A 22,068-nucleotide genomic window follows, 5' to 3' on the forward strand; every position below is an offset into this window, starting at 1 on the left:
GGGCCATATGAGCGAGGTCGGAAAGGCAAGGCGAATGGCTGAACCAGCGAACAGCTCAGAGAGAAAGACGCAGGAATACAGGGTTTCTGAGTTGTGGCGATATCCGGTCAAGTCGATGGCTGGTGAAAACATCGACGTGGCCGAGGTCGGCATTGATGGAATCGCCGGCGACCGACGGTGGGCGGTCCGTGACCTGGAGACCGGCAAAGTTGCGAGTGCTAAGAAGACCCGACCCTTCGGTGCGCTCCTGCACTGGGCTGCGTCCACGACAGACGATGGAACGGTCCTGGTCGAGTCTCCCGACGACGACGCCTGGATCGCCGGCGATCCGGCACTAGATCGCGCCCTCTCCGCTACGTTCGACAGACCGGTGGCCATGGTTGCCGCCGAGGACGACCGGCAAGAGTCCTACGACGCCGAGTGGGAACTGATTCCCGGCGCGTTGCCGTCGGTCAGCGCCGAGGTGCCAATGGCGGTAGCCAGCGCCTCGATGGCGTTTATCGATGCCTCAGCGCTACACCTGGTGACCGAAGGGGCGCTGGATCATCTGGGAGACCTTGTGGGTGCGGCCGTGGCGGTAGAGCGCTTCCGACCAACGGCACTCCTTCGGGCGGTGAACGTCGGGGTTTCCTGCGGATTCGTTGACCTTGACTGGGGTGAGGGCGAAGCAACACTTGGTGGGGCATCCCTAAAGATGAGTGGTCCGACGCCCCGGTGCGTGATGACCACGCTGTCTCAGCGGGGTCTGGATCCACTCCGTGCGGGACTCCAAGCCTTGGCTGTCAACGCTCGACGCGACACCCTGATCGGAAACCTCCCATGCTTTGGCACGGCGGCCGAGGTGACCGGTCCGGGCACAGTTCGCCTAGGCGACCGGTTCGCCTTCACTGGCTGAGCCCGCAGCGCCGCCTAGGGGGCGAGACGGGTGCGGTCGACGGATAGCGAGAGCACATCGGGGCGGCTGTAGTGCCCAGCGGGATCGAAGTTCTGTCTCTGCCGCGCCACTTCGCTCACGTCGATGTCGGCCCACACGATGCCGTGCTCGTCCCGGACCGGTTCGACGATCCACCTTCCGTCTGGGCCGGCAATGCATGTGCCGCCGTTGTGGTACTTCTGGCCCGACGGCAACTGATCCCGCACCGGGAGGTCTTCCGGCAGATCCTCAGAGCAGTACATGGCCCCTACGCTGACGACGAACATGCGCCCCTCTTTGGCGACGAACCTCGTGACGTCCTCGGTGAGCCCTGCCGAACCGGGCCAGGCGGCCACGTGGACCTGTGAACCGGTGGCGTACATGGCCGAACGGGCCAGCGGCATCCAGTTCTCCCAGCAGTTCAGGCCGGTCAGGCGGACGCCCCGGTGGTCGTGGGCCACGAGACCGGCTCCGTCGCCGTCGGCCCATACCAGGCGCTCACCGTAGGTGGGCTTGAGCTTGCGGTGTACACCGACGATTCCCGAAGTCGGATCGATGGCCACCAAAGAGCAGTAGACCGATCCGCCCGATGCAGCTCGCTCGACCACGCCGACGTAGGTAAACGCCCCTATCTCCTGGACGGCGTCGACAACCTGAGCGAACTCGGGACCGTGTACCTCGACAGACTGGTCTACGTACCTGGCGAACGTCTCCTGCTGGTCGGGGTCCTCCCACGCCGCGGCGTTGGTCAAGTCCAGCCACACCGGGTAGCCGGGCACAAAAACCTCAGGAAAAGCGACCAGATCGGCCCCACCGGCACCAGCCTCGGCAATCCGATCGAGGACCACGCCAATGGTGGCGGCACGATCGAGATACACGGGGCTTGTCTGGATGGCGGCGATTCGCATTGTTGATGGTCCTCCTATTCGGAAATGTCCGGTTCAATTGGCTGGCGTGCCAGCCAGACGGCGAATCAGGCGACTGACACGGGAGCCTGGTCGGGACTGTCGAAGCACATCACGCCGTCGTCGATCTCACCGCGGCGAATCATCTTCACGTCTCGTCGGTAGTCCTGTGGGTTCAGCCACGGAGCGTGGTCGCCCTGACGGGGGAGGAGGTGGAGGCTCCGGGTCATATAGCCGGCGGGGAAGTCGTCGATCCACGGGCGTGAGGGCATGTCGATGTCTTCGTCGCGCAACCGGGGTGTGCACCGTGTGGCGCCAACATCAGCCATGTGATTCAAGAGGCGACAAACGTATTCGGAGGTCAGGTCGGCCTTGAGCGTCCATGAGGCGTTCACGTACCCGAACGTCGACACAAGATTCGGAATATCGGAATATCCGAGCCCGCGGTAGGTCCAGGTCTTGGCAAAGTCGACCGGTTCACCGTCTACGGCGAAGTTCATCTCGCCGAGGGTGACGAGGTTCAGCCCAGTGGCCGTCACGATGATGTCGGCATCGAGCTCGTCGCCGGACTTCAGGCGGATGCCGGTCTCAGTGAATGTCTCGATGTGGTCGGTCACCACCGAGACCTGTCCCGAGGAGATGGCCTTGAACAGGTCGCCGTCGGGAATCAGGCAGAGTCGTTGGTCCCATGGGTTGTACGACGGGGTGAAGTGGGTGTCGATGTCGTAGTCCGGCCCGAGCCCCGCACGCACGCCCGATAGCAGCAGGTTTTTGACCTTCTCGGGATCGGCACGGGTCTTGCGGTACACGAGGCCCTGGCGGACCACGTTCTTCTTTCGCACGATCGCGTAGGCCAACTTGGACGGCAAGAACCTTCGTAGACGGTTGGCGATCACGTCATGGGCCGGTCGCGACACCACATAGGTTGGCGAGCGCTGAACCATGGTGACGTGTTCGGCGTCATCAGCCATGGCCGGCACAAGCGTCATGGCTGTGGCGCCCGAGCCGATTACCACCACGCGCTTTCCGGCGTAGTCGAGGTCCTCGGGCCACTTCTGTGGGTGGATGATCGTCCCGCCGAAACGCTCCCGCCCCAGGAACTCCGGCGTGTAGCCGCCGCGGTAGCTGTAATAGCCGGAACACATGAACAGAAAACCGCATGTGAGCACGACCGATTCAGTGGCACCACCCGTGGGGTCGGTCCTGGTGGCCGTCACCGTCCAACGGGCGTCGATGCTTGACCACTGGGCGTCGGCTACCTGATGGCCAAAGCGGATGTATCTGGCTAGATCGTTCTCAGCCACCGTCTCACGCAGATAGTCGAGAATGACCGGACCGTCGGCAATCGACTTCTCGTGTTTCCACGGCTTGAATCTAAAGCCGAGGGTGTGCATGTCACTGTCGGATCGGACGCCGGGATACCTGAACAGGTCCCATGTGCCGCCGATATCGGGGCGCCCTTCCAGAATGGCGAATGTCGAGTTTGGACAGCGATCTTTTAGGTGGACGGCACCGCCCAGTCCGGAGATGCCAGCTCCCACGATCAGGACGTCGAGGTGCTCGTGTTCCACCATGGGATGGACAATAGGAAAGCTGTGGGACGGGTGGGGAACCGGGCGCGGCAACAGATGCCAGACCAGAGGATGGCTGCGCAGATTTGAAGACTAGACTGGACGATCGTTCAGTTCGTCGAACGAGATGACTCCCCTTATGGCAGAACCGACGACTATCAGCGGCACTCAAAGGCAAATACTCGAGGCTGTCCTGTCCTGCCTCGCTGAAGGTGGTATTGCTGGAGCAAGCATGCGGGCCGTAGCCGCTGAGGCCGGTGTTTCGCTCGGCCTACTGAACTATCACTTTGCCGGCAAGCAGGCCCTCATAGCGGAGGCCGTACAGCTGGCCTGTGATCGCCTGCTGAGCGATTCCCTGTTGTCGCTCAAAGGCGTAGTGGGCGCTGATGACAGAGTCCGTGCTTTCATCCGGGGAGCGGCTGCTGACGAGTTTTTGTCACCGGAGTACCTTCGCCTCCGCTTAGTGATCTGGGCCGCGGCGCGCCTCTATCCCGACATAGGCGTAGTGGACTTGCTCGTCTACCAGGAGTATGTGGACCGGATGGAAGAGCTCATCGGGGAGGCCCGTCCCGGCCTCAGTGCCGAGAATGTCCACCAGCGGGCTGATGACGTGTCCATTAACCAGAACGGACTGTGGCTTCACTGGGCTCGGTTCCGGAACCGGGAGTCCTTGGAACGTGGGTTGCGACGTTGCGAGGACATCGCCCTCGGTGCAGGCTGAATGGTGCCCTCGACCTCGTTGCGACATCGCACCCATCTCGAACAACTGGAGGCCGAGGCCATTCACGTAATGCGTGAGGTGGTGGCCCAGTTTGAGCGGCCGGTAATGCTCTATTCGATCGGCAAGGACTCCTCGGTCCTGTTGCACGTAGCCCGCAAGGCCTTTGCGCCGGGACCTATTCCGTTCCCGCTGCTTCACGTAGACACCACGTGGAAGTTTCGGGAGATGATCGAGTTCCGGGACCGCACGGCCGTCGAGCTAGGCCTCGATCTCATCGTCCATTCGAACCCGGAGGGTGTGGCGGCCGGCATCAACCCGTTCGACCACGGGTCACGCAACTACACCGATGTCATGAAGACCCAGGGTCTGCGCCAGGCCCTCGACGCTGGCGGGTTCGACGCTGCGTTCGGTGGGGCACGCCGCGACGAGGAGAAGTCCCGGGCCAAGGAGCGGGTATTTAGCTTCCGGGATGGCAACCACCGGTGGGACCCCAAGAACCAGCGTCCCGAACTCTGGAATCTTTACAACGGACGGGTCGACCGGGGCGAGAGCATCCGGGTGTTTCCGATCAGCAACTGGACCGAGCTAGATGTCTGGCAGTACATCCACCTGGAAGGCATCGAGATCGTTCCCCTGTACCGCGCGGCGGATCGACCGGTCGTTGAGCGAGACGGCACGCTAATCATGGTTGACGACGACCGCTTCCGATTCACCGATGGTGAGCAGCCGCATGTGCGGTCGGTGCGGTTCCGCACGTTGGGCTGCTACCCGCTGTCCGGTGCCGTCGAGTCGACGGCCACCACGCTGCCCGAGATAATTCAGGAGATGCTCCTAGCCACCCGTTCCGAACGTGAGGGGCGAGTGATCGACCACGATCAGTCGGGATCCATGGAGGAGAAGAAGCGGGAGGGGTATTTCTGATGTCCCACGCTTCGGACCTTATCGCCACCGACATCGAGGCCTATCTGGCTGAACACGAACGCAAGGACCTCCTGCGCCTACTGACGTGCGGCAGTGTCGACGACGGAAAGTCGACGCTCATCGGTCGTCTGCTTCACGACTCCAAGATGATCTACGAGGATCAGCTGGCAGGCTTGGAGGCCGACTCGACGACGATCGGGTCAGCCGGTGACCACCTCGACCTGGCGCTTCTCATGGATGGGCTCAAGGCCGAACGCGAGCAGGGCATCACCATCGACGTGGCCTACCGCTACTTCTCGACGGCCCGCCGCAAGTTCATTGTGGCTGACACGCCGGGCCACGAGCAGTACACCCGCAACATGGCTACGGGAGCGTCGACCTGCCAGTTGGCTGTGATCCTTGTGGACGCCCGCCACGGAGTGCTTGACCAGACGCGGCGCCATAGCTACATCGCGAGCCTGCTGGGTATCCGAAACGTGGTGGTGGCCGTCAACAAGATGGACCTGGTCGACTGGTCATCAGACGTATTCGAGGCGATCTGTGCCGAGTACCAAGGGTTCGCAGCCGGTTTGGAGTTCGCCGATCAGTACTTCTTGCCCATGTCGGCCTTATTGGGTGACAACGTGGTGGGCCCGGGCGATCACCTCGACTGGTTCGATGGGCCGCCGCTCATGGAGTACCTAGAGACCGTCGACGTCGATGCCGCCGTCGACGTCGACCGTCTTCGGCTGCCCGTGCAGCTGGTAGTTCGGCCCGATCTCGACTTCCGGGGGTTTGCCGGGACGGTGGCGTCCGGTGTTGTTCGGCCCGGCGATCCCATCGTGGCGCTCCCCTCAGGGATTCCGTCGACCATCGGGCGCATCGTGACCTTCGACGGCGACCTAAACGAGGCCGGACCAGGCGACGCCGTCACCGTGACGTTGACCGATGAAATCGACGTCAGTAGGGGTGACCTACTGGTTGGGGTTGAGCATCCGCCGATCCGGGCCCATGACGTGGACGCCATGGTCGTCTGGATGGCCGACGCTGAGATGCAGCCGGGCCGCCAGTACCTGCTCCAGTCGATCAACGGGCTGAGCAACGTGTCGGTGTCATCTATAGAGCATCGGGTCGATGTGAACAGCCTTGAACGCGTCCCGGCTGAGACCCTGGGATTGAACGACATCGCGAGGTGTGGTCTCACCTCGGATCGGGCACTCCTGTTCGATCCGTACACCATGAACCGCCAGACGGGATCGTTTGTCCTCGTCGACCGGATGAACAACGCCACGGTGGCCGCCGGAATGATGCTCGGCCAGTCATCGATCTGGAATCGCAGTCCGGACGCCGGTCTCATTCGTCACCGCTCCGAGATCACGCCCGCAGAGCGGGTAGCCCGCCTCGGACAGCGCTCGTGCACCGTCCTTCTGACCGGTCTGACAGCGGCCGGCAAGTCGACCATCGCTGCGGCCCTGGAACGCCGCCTGTTTGACCGTGGCCGAACGACCATGCGTCTTGACGGTGAGAATATTCGCCTTGGCATCAGCCGGGACCTCGGCTTCGGAGCCCGGGACCGCTCTGAGAACCTGCGTCGAGTGGCTGAGGTGGCCCTGTTGGCCAACCGTCAGGGACTCATAGTCATCGCCGCCCTTGTAGCACCCGAGGCCGACGTCCGTGCCCGTGCCCGTGAACTCATCGGTGAACACCGCTTCGTGGAGGTATTCGTCGACACCCCAATCGAGGTCTGTCGTCAGCGCGATCCGAACGGCCAGTACGAAGCAGCCGACCGCGGCGAGATCGCCGACTACCCGGGGGTGTCATCGACCTACGAGCAACCCACCGACATGGATCTCCGACTCGATGCCTCCGTCCAGGGTGTTGACGAGTGCGTGGACGCCATTCTGACGGTCCTTGAGGAGCGGGGTGTGCTGGATGGCTGAGCTGTCGAACGAGAACCCAGCGTCGGGCAACATCACCCGGGCCGAGGGACACGTCGATGATGTCGCCCGGTCGGCGGTGACCGGCCATTCTGGCCGAACCGTCTGGTTCACCGGCCTGTCTGGTTCGGGCAAGTCGACCCTGGCCTTCGCCGTTGAGGAGGCACTCATCGAGCGGGGCGTATTGGCCTACGTGTTGGACGGCGACAACGTCCGCATGGGTTTGAATCGTGACCTTGGGTTTTCTCCCGACGACCGAACCGAGAACATCCGCCGCATCGGCGAAGTGTGCCGGCTCTTCCAGGACGCTGGCCTGGTGGTCCTCACCGCATTCATCTCGCCATACCGATCCGACCGGAATGCCGTGCGGGCCCTCCATCCGGCTGGATCGTTCCTGGAGGTACATGTGGACACGCCGATCGAAGTTTGCGAGGAGCGCGACGTAAAGGGCTTGTACGCAAAGGCCCGGGCCGGTGAGATCCCTGATTTCAGCGGGATTTCAGCCCCGTATGAGGCGCCCGTCGACCCCGACCTACGGATCGACACCAGCCAGCCGCTGGCCGACTGTGTCGAAATGGTGTTGGATGCGCTGGACACCGAGGGTTTCGACGGGTGACCGAACCACTGCTCGAGCCGTTTGATCTGGCGGGGCTACGACTCCGCAACCGGATCTTTTCTAGTAGCCACTCGCCCGGGTACAACGTTGACGGCACGCCCAGTGACCGTTACGTCCGTTACCACGAGGAGAAGGCGGCCGGCGGGCTAGGCCTGACCATGATCGGCGGCTCGTCCAACGTGTCGCGTGACTCAGCATCGCTGTGGGGGCAGTTGAGTTTCGCCACCGACGCCATCGTCGATCCACTAGCGGACATGGTGGAACGGGTACACGCACACGGGACGGCCATCATGTGCCAGCTCACCCACATGGGTCGCCGCAACGTTTCTAACGACGGAGACTGGTTGCCGACCATCGCCCCGTCACCGGTCCGCGAACCCATGCACCGGTTTTGGCCCAAGGAGGCCGAGCCGTCAGACCTGGAGCGGGTGGTGGGCGACTTCACCGCGGCCACCCGTCGAGCGGTCGACGCCGGCCTCGATGGAATCGAGCTAACGGCCACCAGCCATCTACTGGACCAGTTCTGGTCCCCGTTAGTCAACCGTCGCACAGACGGCTACGGCGGTTCGCTGGATAACCGCCTCCGATTCACCTTTGAGGTGCTCGAGGCGGTACGGAGCGCTGCGGACGGACACCTCCTGGTCGGGCTGCGGATGCTAGGCACCGAGGACCAGCCCGGCGGCCTCGACGAAGAGGCGTGCTGCGAGATTGCCGTTCGTCTTGCAGGATCCGGGATGCTCGACTTCCTCAACGTGGCAGGGCCCTCGCTGGCCACCGACAACGGCCTCTCGAAGGCCATCCCGCCGGCCGGGACGCCGCTAGCCCCATACTTGCCGGTGGCCGCTGCTGTTCGTGACGCTGTTGACCTACCTCTCCTGCACGCCACCCGAATCACCGACCTGGCCACCGCCCGACATGCCATCGAGTCCGGAGCCGTCGACTTGGTAGGGATGACCCGGGCCCACTTCGCTGATCCGCACCTTGTGGTCAAGTTGGAGCGGGGGGAGGCCGATCGCATTCGAACTTGCGTCGGCGCCTCGCTCTGCATCAACCGGCTACATCTGGGACTGGACTCGGTGTGCATCCAGAATCCTGCTACCGGCCGGGAGGGCACGGTGCCGCAGTTGGTGGTGCGATCAACCGGTGCTTGCCGTCGGGTCATCGTGGTTGGTGGCGGTCCCGGCGGCTTGGAGGCGGCACGAACGGCTGCCGAGCGGGGCCACGATGTGGTCTTGTTCGAAGCACAGCATCGCCTCGGGGGACAGTTGGCATTGATGGCCCGGGCGGGCGAACGCCAGCGCGAGGTGTCCGGGCTCGTGGACTGGCTAGTCGACGAGGTGGCCCTGGTCGGCGTCGACGTTCGTCTGTCCACGCCCGTAGATGCAAGTGACGTACTGGCCGAGGCGCCTGACGTGGTCATTGTGGCCACGGGCGGGACACCTGAGGTCTCGTATATGGAGATGGGTGCAGACTTGGTGTCCACGGCGTGGGACGTCTTGGGCGGGTCGGTCCGACCGGAAGGCCGGGTACTCGTGTACGACGACCATGGCGCCGAGCGGGGCTTGGCAGTCGTTGAGTTCCTAGCCGGCAAAGCCGACGTCCTCGGGGTGACGCACATCGAGGTGATCACCCCTGACCGTCATGTCGGCCTCGACCTGGCCACACCGTTGGGGCCTACGTACCTTCGGATGCTCTACGAGGGCGGCGTGACGATGACACCCGATCACCGGCTAGTTGCAGTGGAATCGAGCGATGGCGGGCTTCTTCGGGCAGTGATGCGTAACGAGTACACCCTGGCGGAGGTAGATCGGATGGTGGACGCCGTGGTCGTCGAGCACGGCGTGGCGCCCGACGAGGACCTATATGTGACCCTACGAGAGGGTTCCGCCAACGGCGCTGTGGTGGACCTGGAGGCGCTGGCTGGAGGTCGAGCCCAACCTGCGTTCACCGGAACAGACGGTGGTTACCTGCTCTATCGAGTGGGTGACTGTGTGGCCAGTCGGGACGTGGCCTCAGCCCTATTGGACGCCCGACGGCTGTTGCAGCACCTTTGAGTGTGGTCCATGATTCGCAACTATGGCTTGGAGGGGCCAGTGGCCGATGACCATCGAAAGCATGGGGGAGTCCAACTGATGCCAGCGGCGGTGCCATTTCCCGAGGTCCGACCCGATGGGTACGAGTGGCTAGGCGACGAGCCGGTGTTCGATCCGACACTCCACCTGGACATCCAACCACCCACCGGTGTCACCATGTTGGCCGATCTCGGCTATCGGCTAGATGAGATCGCCGCGACGGCTACCCCGGTGGCCTTCTCGACGCCGTTCCGCATTTTGTCCGACGAGGGAGCGATGGTTTTGCTGGACACGGCCCGCCGACTACGTGTGTTTCAGCAAAACCTCCGAGATCGCATCGAGAACGGGGTCCGTGGTGCCTGCTACCGGTCGCGGTGGCTTCGGGACCTGTGCCTTTCGTCAGAGGTCACCGAGATGATGGCGCATGTGTACGGCACGGCCGTGGCACCCCACACCATGCCGCTTCACCTCGGGCATCTCAATTATGAGCCCGCCAACGTGGGAGACGCTGTCGACAAGTGGCATCACGACACCTTGCCTCTTGACTACGTGATGATGGTCAGCGACCCGGCGACCCTCCCAGGGGGTCGCTTCGAGGTCTTTCTGGGGACGAAGGACGACGCTGCGACACTTGCCGCGGCCGGAAAGCGTCCCCCGGCCGATCGAGTGCTGGTTCCCGACTTTCCAGGCCCCGGATGGGCCATCGCGCTACACGGCAACATGGTTGTCCATCGTGGTGGGCCTTTGGACTCTGTGGCCGAGCGCATCACAATGGTCAACGGCTACGTGTCTCTGGACCGCAGCGGTGACGATCAGTCCCGCTCACGCGATCTGGTCGGAGTCGATGATCCGGCGGTGTTGGCCACCGAGTGGGCCCGGCATGCCGCCTGGCGGGGGGTCGGCAGATTGGAGAAGTTGGTTGACGACCTGCCATTCGGCATCGGCAACGAGCGGGCGGCCGATCAACTCGAGGAGGCGATCACCGACGTGCAACAAGCGATCCGGGATCTCCGCGCAGACCCGCCGCCCATGGAACACTACGAACACGGCGTCGAATGACAGGATCCCCATCATGAGTACTTTCGCCTCATTGCCTCTCACCGAAGAGCAGGTGACAGCCTTCTGGTCTGACGGTTACGTCAGGATGGATGACGCTGTGTCAGCCACTGACCTGGTCGAGCTCCAAGCCTCGGTCGCCTCTTGGGTGGAAGAGAGTAGGAGCCACGACCGCCCGTTCGGCACGACGATGGACGGCCGGGCACGCTTTGACGTACAGCCCGGGCACAGTGCGAAAGAGCCGGCGCTGCGCCGCGTGGCGTCCCCGCAGGAGGTTTGCGACGTCCACCTTCGGATCATGAGAGACAGCCCGCTGGTCGACGCGGCAGCCCAGCTGGTGGGCCCCGACCTCGCGGTCAACAACGTGAAGACCAACTGCAAGCAACCGGGCAGCAACACAGAGGTCAAGTTCCACCAGGACTTCGCCTACGAGGCCCACAGCAACGACGACATGCTGGCCGTCTTGCTATTCGTCGATGACGTGACCTCCGACAATGGGCCCTTGGAGGTCATCCCGGGCACCCATCGCGGCCCCATATTTGAACACTGGCAGGAGGGTGTGTTCACCGGGACCATCGCCGACGAGGACCTTGCGGGCCTCGACACGCCGGTGGCCTGCCACGGAACGGCCGGTACGGCGTGCCTGATGCACACCCGTTTAATCCATGGGTCGGCGCCCAACCTGACCGACGTGCCCCGGACCCTGGCCATCTTTAGCTACCGGTCCGAGGACAGTCGAATCCTCCACCCCAACCACATTCCGAGTGTGCACGAGGGCGAGGTGGTTCGCGGTGTGGCAACCGGCCGGATTCGTGCCATGCCCTACGAGATGGCCCTCGGAGAAATGCCATCCACAGCGTCATTCTTCGACCAGCAGGCCCAGGAAACCCGGAGATGATTTCTGAACTGAAGGAACTCAAGTTCGATACCGATTCGGGCTTCGGGAGTCGAGCAAGGATCGGCCTAGTGGTACTGGAAAACGACCAGACCGTGGAGGCGGAGTTGGCCTCGCTATGGCCCGAGGGGGTAGCCGCCTTCGCCACCCGCATTCCCATGGAGGACCGGGTGACCGCTGAGACCCTGCTGGCCATGGAAGTTCGGATTCCCGAAGCGGCCGGACTACTTCCGGAAATCATGGGTTTTGACGTCATCGGCTACGGCTGTACCTCGGCGGCCACCCTGATCGGAGAGGAGCGGGTGTCGGCCGCCCTGCATCGGGCCCATCCTGAAGTACCTAACACAAACCCAATTAGCGCCGTGTTGGCAGCCATGAAGGCACTTGGTGCGCGTCGCATTGCCGTGATCACGCCCTACAACGCTGAGGTGACAACCGGGATTGTCAGTTTGCTAGAGGACCGTGGGCTAGACGTGGCCGCCGCCGGATCGTTCCTTGAGGAGAGCGACGCCAACGTGGCTCGCATCACCGAAGCTTCAGTGGCAGGCGCCGTCCGGGAGATGGTCGCCAACTGCACCGGCGACTCGGGCTCAGAAGCATTGGACGCCGTGTTCGTGTCGTGTACCAGCCTTCGGGCTTACGGCGTAGCCGCTGACCTTGAAGCCGAACTAGGGGTCGCGGTCATATCCAGCAACCTGGCTTTTGGGTGGCACCTACTACGCCTGGCGGGAATCAACGACGATCTGTCGGGTCTAGGGAGACTGTTCTCTCGGGAGTTGGAAAGGTGACGGAGATAGCGCTCCCTGAGCGGGGATTTCCTGAATCGGAGTTCATGGCCAGGGCCGCCCGCGCGCAGGCGATGATGGCCGAGCGAGGCCTCGACGCCCTACTGGTGTGCACCGAGCCGGAAGTCCGGTACCTAACAGGGTTTCATACGCCGTTCTGGCAGAGCCCAACCCGGCCGTGGTTCGTGATTCTGCCTGCCGAGGGGCGACCAGTTGCTGTGATCCCGGGAATCGGCGCTTCAGCCATGGCCGCCACATGGGTAACCGACATTCGGACCTGGCCGGCCCCACGGCCAGCCGACGACGGCCTGGCCCTTCTGGTCGACACGTTGGCCGAACTAACCGGGGGCGTTGACGGTACGTCGACGAGGATCGGTTTGCCCATGGGCCACGAAACACACGTCCGGATGCCCCTAGCCGACCTCGATCAGTTACGGGTCCGGATCGCCCCGGCGGGCTTTGTCGACGCCACCGACATCGTGCGTGGCCTCCGGATGGTCAAGTCCGATCGAGAGGTCGCCAAGGTGGCCCACATCTGCGACGTGGTTTCAGGTGCCTTTGAGGGGATTGGCAACCTGTTGTCGGTAGGTATGACCGAGCGAGAAGCCTTCCGGGCGTTCCGCATCGATCTCTTGGAACGCGGCGCCGATGACGTGCCATATCTCGTGGGGGCCACCGGCCCGGGTTTCGATGACATCATCAAGCAGCCCTCGGATCGGGTGATTGAGGCAGGTGACCTGCTGATGTTCGACACCGGATCGGTCTTTGACGGCTACTCCAGCGACTTTGACCGCTACGTGGCCTTCGGACGGGCCGACGAGGACGCAAAACGGGCCTACCGGACAGTGTGGGAGGCCACTGAGGCTGGATTGGCCACGGCCAAGCCTGGAGCTACCACCAGTGACTTGTGGCGGGCCATGGCTGAAGTCCTCGACGCTGGAGGGTCGCTCGGCAACTCGGTGGGGCGACTAGGCCACGGACTAGGCATGCAGGTCACGGAGTGGCCCTCGCACACCGCGGAGGATGGGACAGTGCTGGAGGAAGGGATGGTTCTAACCCTCGAACCAGGTCTCACATGGGCGTCCGGTCGGATGATGGTCCACGAAGAGAACCTGGTCCTTCGGGCCGACGGACCCGAGATGTTGTCCCGTCGGGCACCGGCCGAGTTGCCGATCATCTAATGAGGGGAGCTTCGGCCCCTGACGTACCGGTAGTCGACCTAGTTGACGGATCCGGCGTGGCAGACGCACTATCGACGGTCGGATTTGTGGCTGTACGCGAACACGGGGTGCCACAAGCCTGCCTGTTGGGAATGCGCGAACTCATGGTCGACCTGTTCGCAGTGGACGAGGACACCAAGGTTCAACAGGCCATCACCCGGGAGAATTACCGGGGCTTCATCCCGCTGCGCTTCTTCACCCCGAACCGAGATTCGGGCGCCGGAGACGACACTCATCTAGCCGACGCCTTTGAGGGCTACAAGCTTCACTGGGAGTGCCCGCCGGGACACCCTGTCAGCGACGAGTGCGATCTTTACGGGCCGAACCGATGGCCTGACCATCCGACGAGAATGCCGAAAGTGGTGGCGTCCTGGTGGGCTGCGATGGAAGGCCTCGTAGACCGGCTCCTAGATGTGCTGGCCGACGAGATGGGCCTGGATCGATCCGTGCTGGCCGAGGCCATGGAGACGCCACTGACCAACACGACCCTGCTCCACTACCCGGCCCGGAGCCCCGACGATCTGGCGCCTGGGTTTCATCCCCACAAGGACATCACCGTGGTCACCGTGCTTGATCCCAATCCGGTAGGAGGCCTCGAGGTGCGGACCCGTGACGGTCGATGGGTTGAAGCCGGGTGCCCTGAGGGGGCACTCCTGGTCAACGTAGGGGACGTATTGGAGGTCTGGTCAGGTGGCCGCCTGATTTCCACACCTCACCGGGTGGACATCTCCGGTGGGGCCGAGCGGTACAGCGCCCCGTTCTTCGCGGTGCCAAACCACCGGGTGGTGGCCGAGCCAATGATCGAGCCAGTGGATGGCTTTGAGACCCGATCGATTCCAATGGGCTACGTACAGGCGGAGGTGTGGCGCACCAACTGGCCCGACGAGGAGGCTGCTGACACTCATAGCCACCTAGGCGGCGTCGACTAACCGGGCGGAACCCTAGGGGTTTGCCTGGAGGAAGTCCTTGACCTGGGCCACCAGGGCGTTGGGGGCGTCCTCCTGGCAGTAGTGGCCCACGCCTGGTAACTCGACTACCGGAGCGTCGGGCCACAACGCCCGAAAGTCGGCAATCGCCCGGTCGGGTGGGATTGCCCCGTCCTCCATGCCTTCGAGCAGGATCGCCGGTTTGGACACCAGGTCTGGCACTCCTTCAGCCCCTGCGATGACGTATTCGGCGATCCGGCCCAAATAGGCATCCAGGGGGAACTCCAGCCCGCCAATGGCAGACGCCCGGTCAGGGAAGGGGTCCGAATAGGCCCGGATCCAAGTGTCGTCCACAGCAGCCGAGTTTGTGAACCCCGTGATCTTCATGACCGACAGCACTGTCGAACCTAGGTTCAACAGAACGTCGGCGGTTCGGCCTGATTCCAAACCACCGCCGATCCAATTGAACCAACGCGACTGGGACATCGGGGTCGCGTCTTCATCGCCAAGCCGCCCGTAGCCAGCCAGCGAATTTGCGTACACCATCCGCTTGACCCGCTCGGGGTGGCGCACCGTGAATGCGGTGGCGATTGGACCACCCCAGTCCTGGCCGAAGAACGTGATGCCTGTTAGGTCGAGGTGCTCCACCAGCGCGACCAGGTTCTCGGTATGGGCCTGGAGCGTGTAGTCGCGGCCCTGTGGGGTTTCGGACTTGCCGAAGCCCATGTGGTCGGGGACGACTACCCGGTAGTGCTCCGATAGTGGACCGATCATGTGTCGATAGAGGTAGCCCCAGGTCGGCTCACCGTGAAGCAGCACGATCGGCTCGGCGTCCCGCGGGCCCTCGTCCACGTAGTGCTGGACAAACCCGTGGCCGTCGAACGTGTGCGGATCGAACGGGAACGTCCCGTCGTAGGTCTCGTCGAGGGGAACCATCGGGCCTCCTGTGTCTGGTTGAGAACGGTGCAGAGCGGTAGAGAGGGGGAGACGGACCATGTTGGCAGGTGGTCCGCTCGGGTAGGACACTCAGCGACCCCGGCGAGATTCCGATCGGGTTGTCGATGTTCGCCACCAGGTGGCATGAACCTGAAACAGCGTTGAGAAGCGACTATTTGAGCCCCTGTCAGCGGAGTATCTGCAAGGCTGCGTAATGCCCAATACGGAGTTCACCCAGGTCGACGCCTTCACCGACGAACCATTCAGGGGAAACCCGGCTGCCGTGGTGGTCCTTGATGGCCCGGCCGACGAAGGTTGGATGCAGTCCGTGGCGCTCGAGATGAATCTCTCGGAGACAGCCTTTTGTCACCCGGTGGATGACCAAGGGGTGGTCAACTCGGGGGAGTGGTCCCTGCGTTGGTTCACCCCGACCGCAGAAGTCGACCTGTGTGGCCACGCCACCCTGGCCACCGCTCACACGCTGCTGACCGAGCATGGGGCGACCGGTGAGATCGGCTTTCACACCCGGTCGGGGCGTCTGACGGCCGTAGCTACCGGCCCTGCTGGAGCTGGCATCCGGCTCGACTTCCCGGTCGACCGGATAACGGACCTTGTGGTGGACGACGACATGTCCTATGCCATCGGTTGTCCGGTGGTAGCTGCCGCAATGGGTTCAACCGACCTGTTGTTGGAGGTTGCGTCAGCCGCTGACGTTCGAAACTGTGCCCCGGACCAGAGGCTGGTGGCGGCCCTTGCAGATCGTTCCGTGATCGTCACCGCTGCCTGCGACGATCGCGACGACATAGGGATCGTGTCTCGTGTATTTGGGCCCAACGTGGGGATCGCCGAGGACCCGGTAACCGGGTCAGCCCACACCACCCTGGCCGCCTGGTGGGCGCCTCGACTCGGCGACCTGTTCCGGGCTGAGCAGGCATCGGCCCGTGGTGGCGAGTTGGACGTTGAACTACTCGACGACCGTGTGCACCTGACCGGTCGTGCCGTGACCGTGGCCCGTGGAACACTCTTTTCGTGAGGGAAGCAGCATGAGCGACCGCACCACTCTCCAACGGAAGCCGGAACGGGCGGTCGACGACCGTGACGTCATCCACGCCGTACTGGACGAGGGGCTCATGGCCCACGTCGGCCTCGTTGTCGGCGATGGAGATGTCGCCCATCCGGTGGTCATCCCCATGCTGTACGCCCGCGACGGTGACGTTCTTTACCTGCACGGTTCGCCGGCCAGCCGTCTACTGCGTACGGCCAAGGCCGGCGTCGAGATCTGCGTGACAGTGACCCTGCTCGATGCTCTCGTACTGGCCCGCTCTGGTCTTCACCACTCCATGAACTACCGCTCAGTAGTCGTGATGGGGACGGCAACGGAGATCACCGATCGTGAGACCAAGGTGGCCGCTCTCGACCGACTCGTGGAGCACACCATCCCCGGGCGAAGCACCCAGATCAGGCCGGCACACGACATTGAGGTGAAAGGCACCACAGTGCTCGTCCTGCCGCTGGACGAGTGCTCCATGAAGGCCCGGGCCACCGGGCCGGTCGACGACCTTGACGACCTTGACGAGCCGTCGTGGGCGGGGCTCATCCCGATCGGGGTGGCCGTCGGTGAACCGGAGCCCGACGAGGGGTCGAGCGGCGACCCGGTGCCCGGCCACGTGGCCTTCTGGTCCCGTGGTCCCGGTCAGGTCAACGGTCGGGCCGGCTGATCGTGCCCCTCGGCGCCGCCTCCGTCAGCGGTGGTTCCCTCGTCGGAGCTGTCGACCAGGGCACCACCAGTACCCGCTTCATGATCTTCGACGAGACGGGCTCAGTCGTGGCGTCAGCACAGAGGCCCCACACCCAGCACTTTCCCAAGCCCGGCTGGGTGGAGCACGACGCTGCCGAGATTCTGACCAATACATGGGCGGTAATCGACGAGGCATTGTCATCTGCCGGTTTGTTGGTAGGTGATCTGGCGGCCGTCGGGATCACCAACCAGCGCGAAACCCTCGTGGCCTGGGACCCGGCCACCGGCGAGCCATTGAACCACGCCATCGTTTGGCAGGACACACGGACCAATGGCATTGTCAACCACCTGGCCAACGGCGATCTGGACCGCTTCCGGGCTGTCACCGGCCTGCCACTGGCGACCTACTTCAGCGGCCCCAAGGCCACATGGCTCCTCGAGCACGTGGATGGATTGCGGGCCCGTGGCGAGACCGGCCAGGCGGTATTCGGCACCATCGATTCGTGGCTGCTCTGGAACCTGTCCGGCGGCCCCGACGGTGGACGTCACGCCACCGACGTCACCAACGCGTCGCGCACTCTCATGATGGACCTAGGCACACTTGCCTGGGACCCAGATCTCGTGGCGGCCATGGGTGTGCCGATGTCGATGCTTCCCGAGATCGTGCCGTCCATCGGTCACCTGGGCACCGGCGTCGGCCCACTAGAAGGCGTTCCGATCTCGAGCATTCTCGGAGACCAGCAGGCCGCCCTGTTCGGACAGGGCTGTCATTCACCCGGCAAGGCCAAGAACACCTACGGCACCGGTTGCTTCCTCCTGATGCACACCGGTGGCGACGCCGTGGCGTCCACTCACGGCCTGCTGACCACCGTGGCCTCCCAGATCGCCGGCGAGTCCCCCATGTTCGCGTTGGAGGGATCGGTGGCCATGGCCGGCGCCACAATCCAGTGGCTACGAGACGAACTGGGCGTCATCGACGATGCGTCCGAGGTGGAGGCCCTGGCCCGGAGCGTCGACGACAACGGCGACGTCTACCTCGTGCCCGCCTTCTCCGGCCTGTTCGCCCCCCACTGGCGGTCGGACGCACGGGGAGCGGTGGTAGGCCTCACCCGGTTCTCCAACCGCGGGCACCTGGCCCGCGCTGCGTTGGAGGCCACCGCCTTCCAGACCCATGAACTCCTGGCCGCCATGCGGGCCGACGCGATAATCGGCGACAGGGGTGTTGACCTGACCGAACTGCGGGTCGACGGGGGGATGGTCGGCAACGACCTGCTGATGCAGTTCCAGGCCGACTTGCTGGACGTCGACGTGGTGCGCCCTGTGGTGGCCGAGACCACGGCGTTGGGCGCCGCCTACGCAGCGGGCCTCGCCGTGGGGGTGTGGAGCGACCTGACCGACGTCCAGGCCAACTGGCAGGAAGGCGACCGCTGGCACCCCGACATGGGTTCCGACGAGCGTTCCCGCCTCACCGGCCGCTGGGGCGAGGCCGTCCGACGTACCCTCGACTGGGTGTAGCGCCGCCCGTGCCTGAGAACGAGACGTCCGAACACCCGCCAACTGGTCAGTCCTCCACTTCCTACCTCGGCGTGGCCAACAGCGAGTATGAACCGCCGGTTCCCATCGAGGTCCCAGCCGTCTTCGCCTGGCCGCCACGACCGGTGGCCGCCCTAGCCTGGTTGGCCCGCCTGATCCTCTACCCGTGGGTGGTCCTGTACCTCGTCCTGTCGGTGGTGATCTGGCGCTGGCTACTACCCAGCGAGGCCACAATGGCCAGCCTCCAGCCGGGGTGGATCGCCGGAATCTGGTTCCGAAACCTTGTACTGGTCGGGGTCATCGTCGGCGGTCTCCACTGGTGGCTGTACGTCCGGCGCGCCCAGGGTGACGACTTCAAGTTCAACTCACGGTGGCCGACCACGGGAGCAAAGTTCACCTTCGGCAGCCAGACCAGCGACAATGCCTTCTGGACCATGACCAGCGGGGTGGCCTTCCTTTCGGCCTACGAGGTGTCGACCCACTGGGCTTACGCCAGCGGTTTGGTCGGCCGTCCAGCCTGGGCATCCAACCCGGTCGTGGTGCTTCTTATGGCCACCTTGGGTGTGGTGTTCGTGTCCACGACCCACTTCTGGATCAATCATCGGCTCATCCACTGCGTGCCCCTGTACCGGCGGGTCCACGCGCTCCACCACCGCAACCCGAACCCCACGCCGTGGACGGGCATCTCCATGCATCCCTTCGAGCACCTCGTCTACTTCTCTGGGTTCCTGGTGTTCTGGGTGCTCCCCGTCCACCCACTGGTCATCCTGATGTTCGTCATGTACGACGGCCCGGGCCCCGCTCCGAGTCATTCCGGCTTTGCTCGGGTGCGCATCGCCCGTTGGGAGGTTCCAACGGGCGACCTCTTCCACCAACTCCACCACCGGTACTTCGAGGTCAACTACGGCAACACCCAGATGCCGATCGACAAGTGGACCGGCACCTGGCACGACGGGACCAGGGCCACCCACGAGCGGCTCAAGGGGCGAAGGCGCGCCGACCAGGAGACGTGACCCGGTGACGGTTCCCCGTTAGAAATGGGCCACGCTCCACAAATGAATGTGCCAAATCCCTCCCAGGCAGAACAAGTCATCGCCAGAAGCACCAGCGAGTCGACGCCGTGGTGGCCTGAGCCGGTCCTCCCTACGGCGGACACGCCCAACGTGGTGGTGGTGCTCCTCGACGACACAGGATTCGCCCACCTCAGTTGCTACGGGGGCCTAGTCGATACCCCCAACTACGACCGACTGGCCGATCGGGGCCTGCGGTATACGAACTTCCACACCACGGCGCTGTGCTCACCCACCAGGGCCTGCCTACTGACCGGCCGAAACCATCACTCGGTGGGGATGCGTGGCCTGTCCAACTTCGACACCGGGTTCCCGAACATGAGGGGCCGCATCGCTCGATCGGCTGGAACAATGGCCGAGATGCTCCGCGAGGACGGCTTCGCTACGTGGGCCGTCGGCAAGTGGCATCTCACCCCGATGCGTGAGGCCTCAGCGGTCGGACCGTTTGGCGACTGGCCGCTCCAGCGAGGCTTCGACCGCTACTACGGCTTCATGCAGGGCGAGACCGACCAGTTCCACCCCGAGCTCTACGAGGACAACCGTCTCGTTGACCAGCCCCGCACGCCTGAGGAGGGATACCACGTCACCGAAGATCTGGTGGACCACGCTGTCGACCTGATACGGACCCAGCACTCGATGGTGCCCGAGCGCCCCTTTTTCCTCTATCTGGCCTTTGGGGCCACCCACGCCCCTCATCAGGCGCCCAACGACTACCTCGAAAAGTGGCGGGGCCGATTCGACAATGGCTGGGACGTGGCCCGCCAACAGGTCTACGAACGCCAACTCGCCATGGGCGTCATCCCGCCCGGAACTGACCTGGCCCCCCGCAACCCGGGCGTCGAGGCGTGGGACGACCTATCGGACGACGAGAAGGCCGTGGCCTGTCGGCTCCAGGAGGCGTTCGCCGCCATGCTGGACCACACCGACGCCCAGTTGGGACGCCTGCTCGACGAGATGGATGCCCTTGGCATCAGCGACGACACCGTGGTGGTGGCCCTCAGCGACAACGGGGCATCTCAGGAGGGCCGCCAGTTCGGCGTACTCGACTCCTTCCGCCACTTCAATGACTCTCCCCAACCGTTGGACGAGTCCATGGCTCGTCTCGAGGACATCGGTACCCGGACCAGCAGCACCAACTATCCCTGGGGCTGGGCCCAGGTCGGCAATACCCCCGGCAAGCGCTACAAGCAAAACACCCACTCGGGTGGCATCCGTGACCCGCTCATCATCTCGTGGCCCACAGGCATCGACCCATTGACCAACGGGCAGATTCGCACCCAGTTTCACCACGTCATCGACCTGGCGCCCACCCTGCTGGACCTGGTCGGCGTGACGGCCCCCGATGAGATCGCCGGCGTGGCCCAGCAGCCCATCGAAGGGACCAGCCTCGCCTACACATTCGAACCGACCGCCGATGATGCGCTGGTGGTGCCGACCCGCAAGGAGCGGCAGTACTTCGAGATGTTCGGCCACCGAGCCATCTGGGTCGACGGCTGGAAAGCAGTGGCGTTCCATCCACCGGACACGTCGCTCGACGACGACGTGTGGGAGCTGTACCACCTCGACGAGGATTTCTCAGAGTGCAACGATCTGGCCGCCGAACAGCCTGAACGCCTTTCTGCCATGGTTGACATCTTCTGGGAGGAGGCCGACCGGTACCAGGTGCTACCTATTCCGGACCAGTCCTCCGCTCAGTTCTTCAGCGGGCATGTCACGGCCGGCACGCCTCGGGCCCGCGATACCTTCGTCTACCTGCCGCCCACCCAGCGGGTCCCCATGGATTCGGCCCCGGCCCTCGGGTCCCGGAACTGGACGATGCGCTTCGAGGTGGACCGGCCGATGGGCGATGAGGCTGGCGCGTTATTGGGCTTCGGTACCGTCAACAACGGGTTAGTCGTCCATGTCGACGACGACGGACACTTCATCTATGACCACAACGCCTACAGCACCCACACCGTGGTGCGCTCGCCTGAGCCGCTTCCAGCCGGGGCCGTCGTTTTGGAAGTCCACCAGGAACGAGTTAGACGCGGGCCGGCACGGGCCCGTCTGCTGATCAACGGAGAGCAGGTGGCCGAGGCGATCATCCCGCTGGTGCCCGTCATGATCTCGTCCATAGGGATGGACATCGGACGCAATCCCACCGGGGTGGGCGGCAGCTACGAGGCACCCTTCGCCGGCCGCTTGCACCGGGTCGAGGTGGCCACCACGCGGGCGTTCCGACACGACGAGGAGGCAGCCATGGAACTAGCCGCCGCAGCGGGGATGCAGTGACCT

At 64.0% G+C, this 22,068-nt stretch carries 19 protein-coding genes; 16 read left to right on the plus strand and 3 right to left on the minus strand.

Going from position 1 to position 22,068, the window contains the following annotated elements:
• Nucleotides 1–34: 34 nt before the first annotated feature.
• Nucleotides 35–895, plus strand: coding sequence for an MOSC N-terminal beta barrel domain-containing protein (locus QF777_08255; protein MDP6911539.1), 861 nt, complete (start codon nucleotides 35–37; stop codon nucleotides 893–895).
• A 14-nt stretch (nucleotides 896–909) separates the two neighbouring features.
• Here the strand turns inward: QF777_08255 and QF777_08260 are convergent, their stop codons facing one another.
• A complete protein-coding gene (locus QF777_08260) occupies nucleotides 910–1,821 on the minus strand; it encodes a carbon-nitrogen hydrolase family protein (GenBank protein MDP6911540.1) in 912 nt (303 codons plus the stop codon).
• A 65-nt stretch (nucleotides 1,822–1,886) separates the two neighbouring features.
• Complete coding sequence (locus QF777_08265; GenBank protein ID MDP6911541.1) at nucleotides 1,887–3,392, minus strand: NAD(P)/FAD-dependent oxidoreductase; 1,506 nt, start codon at nucleotides 3,390–3,392, stop codon at nucleotides 1,887–1,889.
• Nucleotides 3,393–3,528: 136 nt separating this feature from the next.
• Here QF777_08265 and QF777_08270 point away from each other — a divergent pair, with 136 nt between their 5' ends.
• Genes QF777_08270 through QF777_08315 form a run of 10 tightly spaced genes read left to right on the plus strand, consistent with a single transcriptional unit; the run spans nucleotide 3,529 to nucleotide 14,520 of the window.
• Nucleotides 3,529–4,110, plus strand: coding sequence for a TetR/AcrR family transcriptional regulator (locus QF777_08270; protein MDP6911542.1), 582 nt, complete (start codon nucleotides 3,529–3,531; stop codon nucleotides 4,108–4,110).
• Nucleotides 4,111–5,031: a sulfate adenylyltransferase subunit CysD gene (cysD, locus tag QF777_08275; GenBank protein ID MDP6911543.1), complete on the plus strand. Its 921-nt coding sequence runs from the start codon at nucleotides 4,111–4,113 to the stop codon at nucleotides 5,029–5,031.
• Nucleotides 5,031–6,950: a sulfate adenylyltransferase subunit CysN gene (gene cysN, locus QF777_08280; GenBank protein MDP6911544.1), complete on the plus strand. Its 1,920-nt coding sequence runs from the start codon at nucleotides 5,031–5,033 to the stop codon at nucleotides 6,948–6,950. The genes cysD and cysN overlap by 1 nt, the downstream gene beginning before the upstream one ends.
• Nucleotides 6,943–7,563, plus strand: a complete 621-nt coding sequence (cysC, locus tag QF777_08285) for an adenylyl-sulfate kinase (GenBank protein MDP6911545.1) — start codon at nucleotides 6,943–6,945, stop codon at nucleotides 7,561–7,563. Before cysN ends, cysC begins: the two co-directional genes overlap by 8 nt.
• A complete protein-coding gene (locus tag QF777_08290; protein ID MDP6911546.1) occupies nucleotides 7,560–9,617 on the plus strand; it encodes an NADH:flavin oxidoreductase in 2,058 nt (685 codons plus the stop codon). Before cysC ends, QF777_08290 begins: the two co-directional genes overlap by 4 nt.
• 9 nt (nucleotides 9,618–9,626) lie before the next feature.
• Nucleotides 9,627–10,694, plus strand: coding sequence for a hypothetical protein (locus QF777_08295; GenBank protein MDP6911547.1), 1,068 nt, complete (start codon nucleotides 9,627–9,629; stop codon nucleotides 10,692–10,694).
• Between the two features lie 13 nt (nucleotides 10,695–10,707).
• A complete protein-coding gene (locus QF777_08300) occupies nucleotides 10,708–11,589 on the plus strand; it encodes a phytanoyl-CoA dioxygenase family protein (GenBank protein ID MDP6911548.1) in 882 nt (293 codons plus the stop codon).
• Complete coding sequence (locus QF777_08305) at nucleotides 11,586–12,374, plus strand: aspartate/glutamate racemase family protein (GenBank protein ID MDP6911549.1); 789 nt, start codon at nucleotides 11,586–11,588, stop codon at nucleotides 12,372–12,374. The genes QF777_08300 and QF777_08305 overlap by 4 nt, the downstream gene beginning before the upstream one ends.
• On the plus strand, nucleotides 12,371–13,552 hold the full coding sequence (locus QF777_08310) for a Xaa-Pro peptidase family protein (protein MDP6911550.1): 1,182 nt from the start codon (nucleotides 12,371–12,373) through the stop codon (nucleotides 13,550–13,552). The genes QF777_08305 and QF777_08310 overlap by 4 nt, the downstream gene beginning before the upstream one ends.
• The gene (locus tag QF777_08315; protein ID MDP6911551.1) at nucleotides 13,552–14,520 is read left to right on the plus strand and encodes a 2OG-Fe(II) oxygenase family protein; all 969 of its coding nucleotides are present in this window, start codon (nucleotides 13,552–13,554) and stop codon (nucleotides 14,518–14,520) included. The genes QF777_08310 and QF777_08315 overlap by 1 nt, the downstream gene beginning before the upstream one ends.
• A 12-nt stretch (nucleotides 14,521–14,532) precedes the next feature.
• On the opposite strand, the gene QF777_08320 is transcribed toward QF777_08315, so the two are convergent.
• Nucleotides 14,533–15,453, minus strand: a complete 921-nt coding sequence (locus QF777_08320; protein ID MDP6911552.1) for an alpha/beta fold hydrolase — start codon at nucleotides 15,451–15,453, stop codon at nucleotides 14,533–14,535.
• 214 nt (nucleotides 15,454–15,667) lie between these two features.
• On the opposite strand from QF777_08320, the gene QF777_08325 reads away from it, so the two are divergent.
• Genes QF777_08325 through QF777_08345 form a run of 5 tightly spaced genes read left to right on the plus strand, consistent with a single transcriptional unit; the run spans nucleotide 15,668 to nucleotide 22,065 of the window.
• Nucleotides 15,668–16,486: a PhzF family phenazine biosynthesis protein gene (locus QF777_08325; GenBank protein MDP6911553.1), complete on the plus strand. Its 819-nt coding sequence runs from the start codon at nucleotides 15,668–15,670 to the stop codon at nucleotides 16,484–16,486.
• 10 nt (nucleotides 16,487–16,496) lie between these two features.
• The gene (locus tag QF777_08330) at nucleotides 16,497–17,171 is read left to right on the plus strand and encodes a pyridoxamine 5'-phosphate oxidase family protein (protein MDP6911554.1); all 675 of its coding nucleotides are present in this window, start codon (nucleotides 16,497–16,499) and stop codon (nucleotides 17,169–17,171) included.
• Nucleotides 17,172–17,173: 2 nt separating this feature from the next.
• A complete protein-coding gene (gene glpK, locus QF777_08335) occupies nucleotides 17,174–18,706 on the plus strand; it encodes a glycerol kinase GlpK (protein ID MDP6911555.1) in 1,533 nt (510 codons plus the stop codon).
• 8 nt (nucleotides 18,707–18,714) lie between these two features.
• Nucleotides 18,715–19,737, plus strand: coding sequence for a sterol desaturase family protein (locus QF777_08340; protein MDP6911556.1), 1,023 nt, complete (start codon nucleotides 18,715–18,717; stop codon nucleotides 19,735–19,737).
• Between the two features lie 42 nt (nucleotides 19,738–19,779).
• A complete protein-coding gene (locus tag QF777_08345; protein MDP6911557.1) occupies nucleotides 19,780–22,065 on the plus strand; it encodes an arylsulfatase in 2,286 nt (761 codons plus the stop codon).
• Nucleotides 22,066–22,068: the final 3 nt, after the last annotated feature.

It is taken from the genome of Acidimicrobiales bacterium, assembly GCA_030747595.1.
In the GTDB taxonomy this organism is placed as follows: Bacteria; Actinomycetota; Acidimicrobiia; order Acidimicrobiales; family MedAcidi-G1; genus UBA9410.

Bases quoted from the DNA above. Each gene is read 5' to 3' on its own strand.
- QF777_08260 (MDP6911540.1), bottom strand. From the start codon at position 1,821: ATGCGAATCGCCGCCATCCAGACAAGCCCCGTGTATCTCGATCGTGCC.
- QF777_08255 (MDP6911539.1), top strand. From the start codon at position 35: ATGGCTGAACCAGCGAACAGCTCAGAGAGAAAGACGCAGGAATACAGG.
- QF777_08320 (MDP6911552.1), bottom strand. From the start codon at position 15,453: ATGGTTCCCCTCGACGAGACCTACGACGGGACGTTCCCGTTCGATCCG.
- QF777_08325 (MDP6911553.1), top strand. From the start codon at position 15,668: ATGCCCAATACGGAGTTCACCCAGGTCGACGCCTTCACCGACGAACCA.
- QF777_08305 (MDP6911549.1), top strand. From the start codon at position 11,586: ATGATTTCTGAACTGAAGGAACTCAAGTTCGATACCGATTCGGGCTTC.
- QF777_08330 (MDP6911554.1), top strand. From the start codon at position 16,497: ATGAGCGACCGCACCACTCTCCAACGGAAGCCGGAACGGGCGGTCGAC.
- cysD (MDP6911543.1), top strand. From the start codon at position 4,111: ATGGTGCCCTCGACCTCGTTGCGACATCGCACCCATCTCGAACAACTG.
- cysC (MDP6911545.1), top strand. From the start codon at position 6,943: ATGGCTGAGCTGTCGAACGAGAACCCAGCGTCGGGCAACATCACCCGG.
- QF777_08315 (MDP6911551.1), top strand. From the start codon at position 13,552: ATGAGGGGAGCTTCGGCCCCTGACGTACCGGTAGTCGACCTAGTTGAC.
- QF777_08300 (MDP6911548.1), top strand. From the start codon at position 10,708: ATGAGTACTTTCGCCTCATTGCCTCTCACCGAAGAGCAGGTGACAGCC.
- QF777_08265 (MDP6911541.1), bottom strand. From the start codon at position 3,392: ATGGTGGAACACGAGCACCTCGACGTCCTGATCGTGGGAGCTGGCATC.
- cysN (MDP6911544.1), top strand. From the start codon at position 5,031: ATGTCCCACGCTTCGGACCTTATCGCCACCGACATCGAGGCCTATCTG.
- QF777_08295 (MDP6911547.1), top strand. From the start codon at position 9,627: ATGATTCGCAACTATGGCTTGGAGGGGCCAGTGGCCGATGACCATCGA.
- QF777_08345 (MDP6911557.1), top strand. From the start codon at position 19,780: ATGAATGTGCCAAATCCCTCCCAGGCAGAACAAGTCATCGCCAGAAGC.
- QF777_08270 (MDP6911542.1), top strand. From the start codon at position 3,529: ATGGCAGAACCGACGACTATCAGCGGCACTCAAAGGCAAATACTCGAG.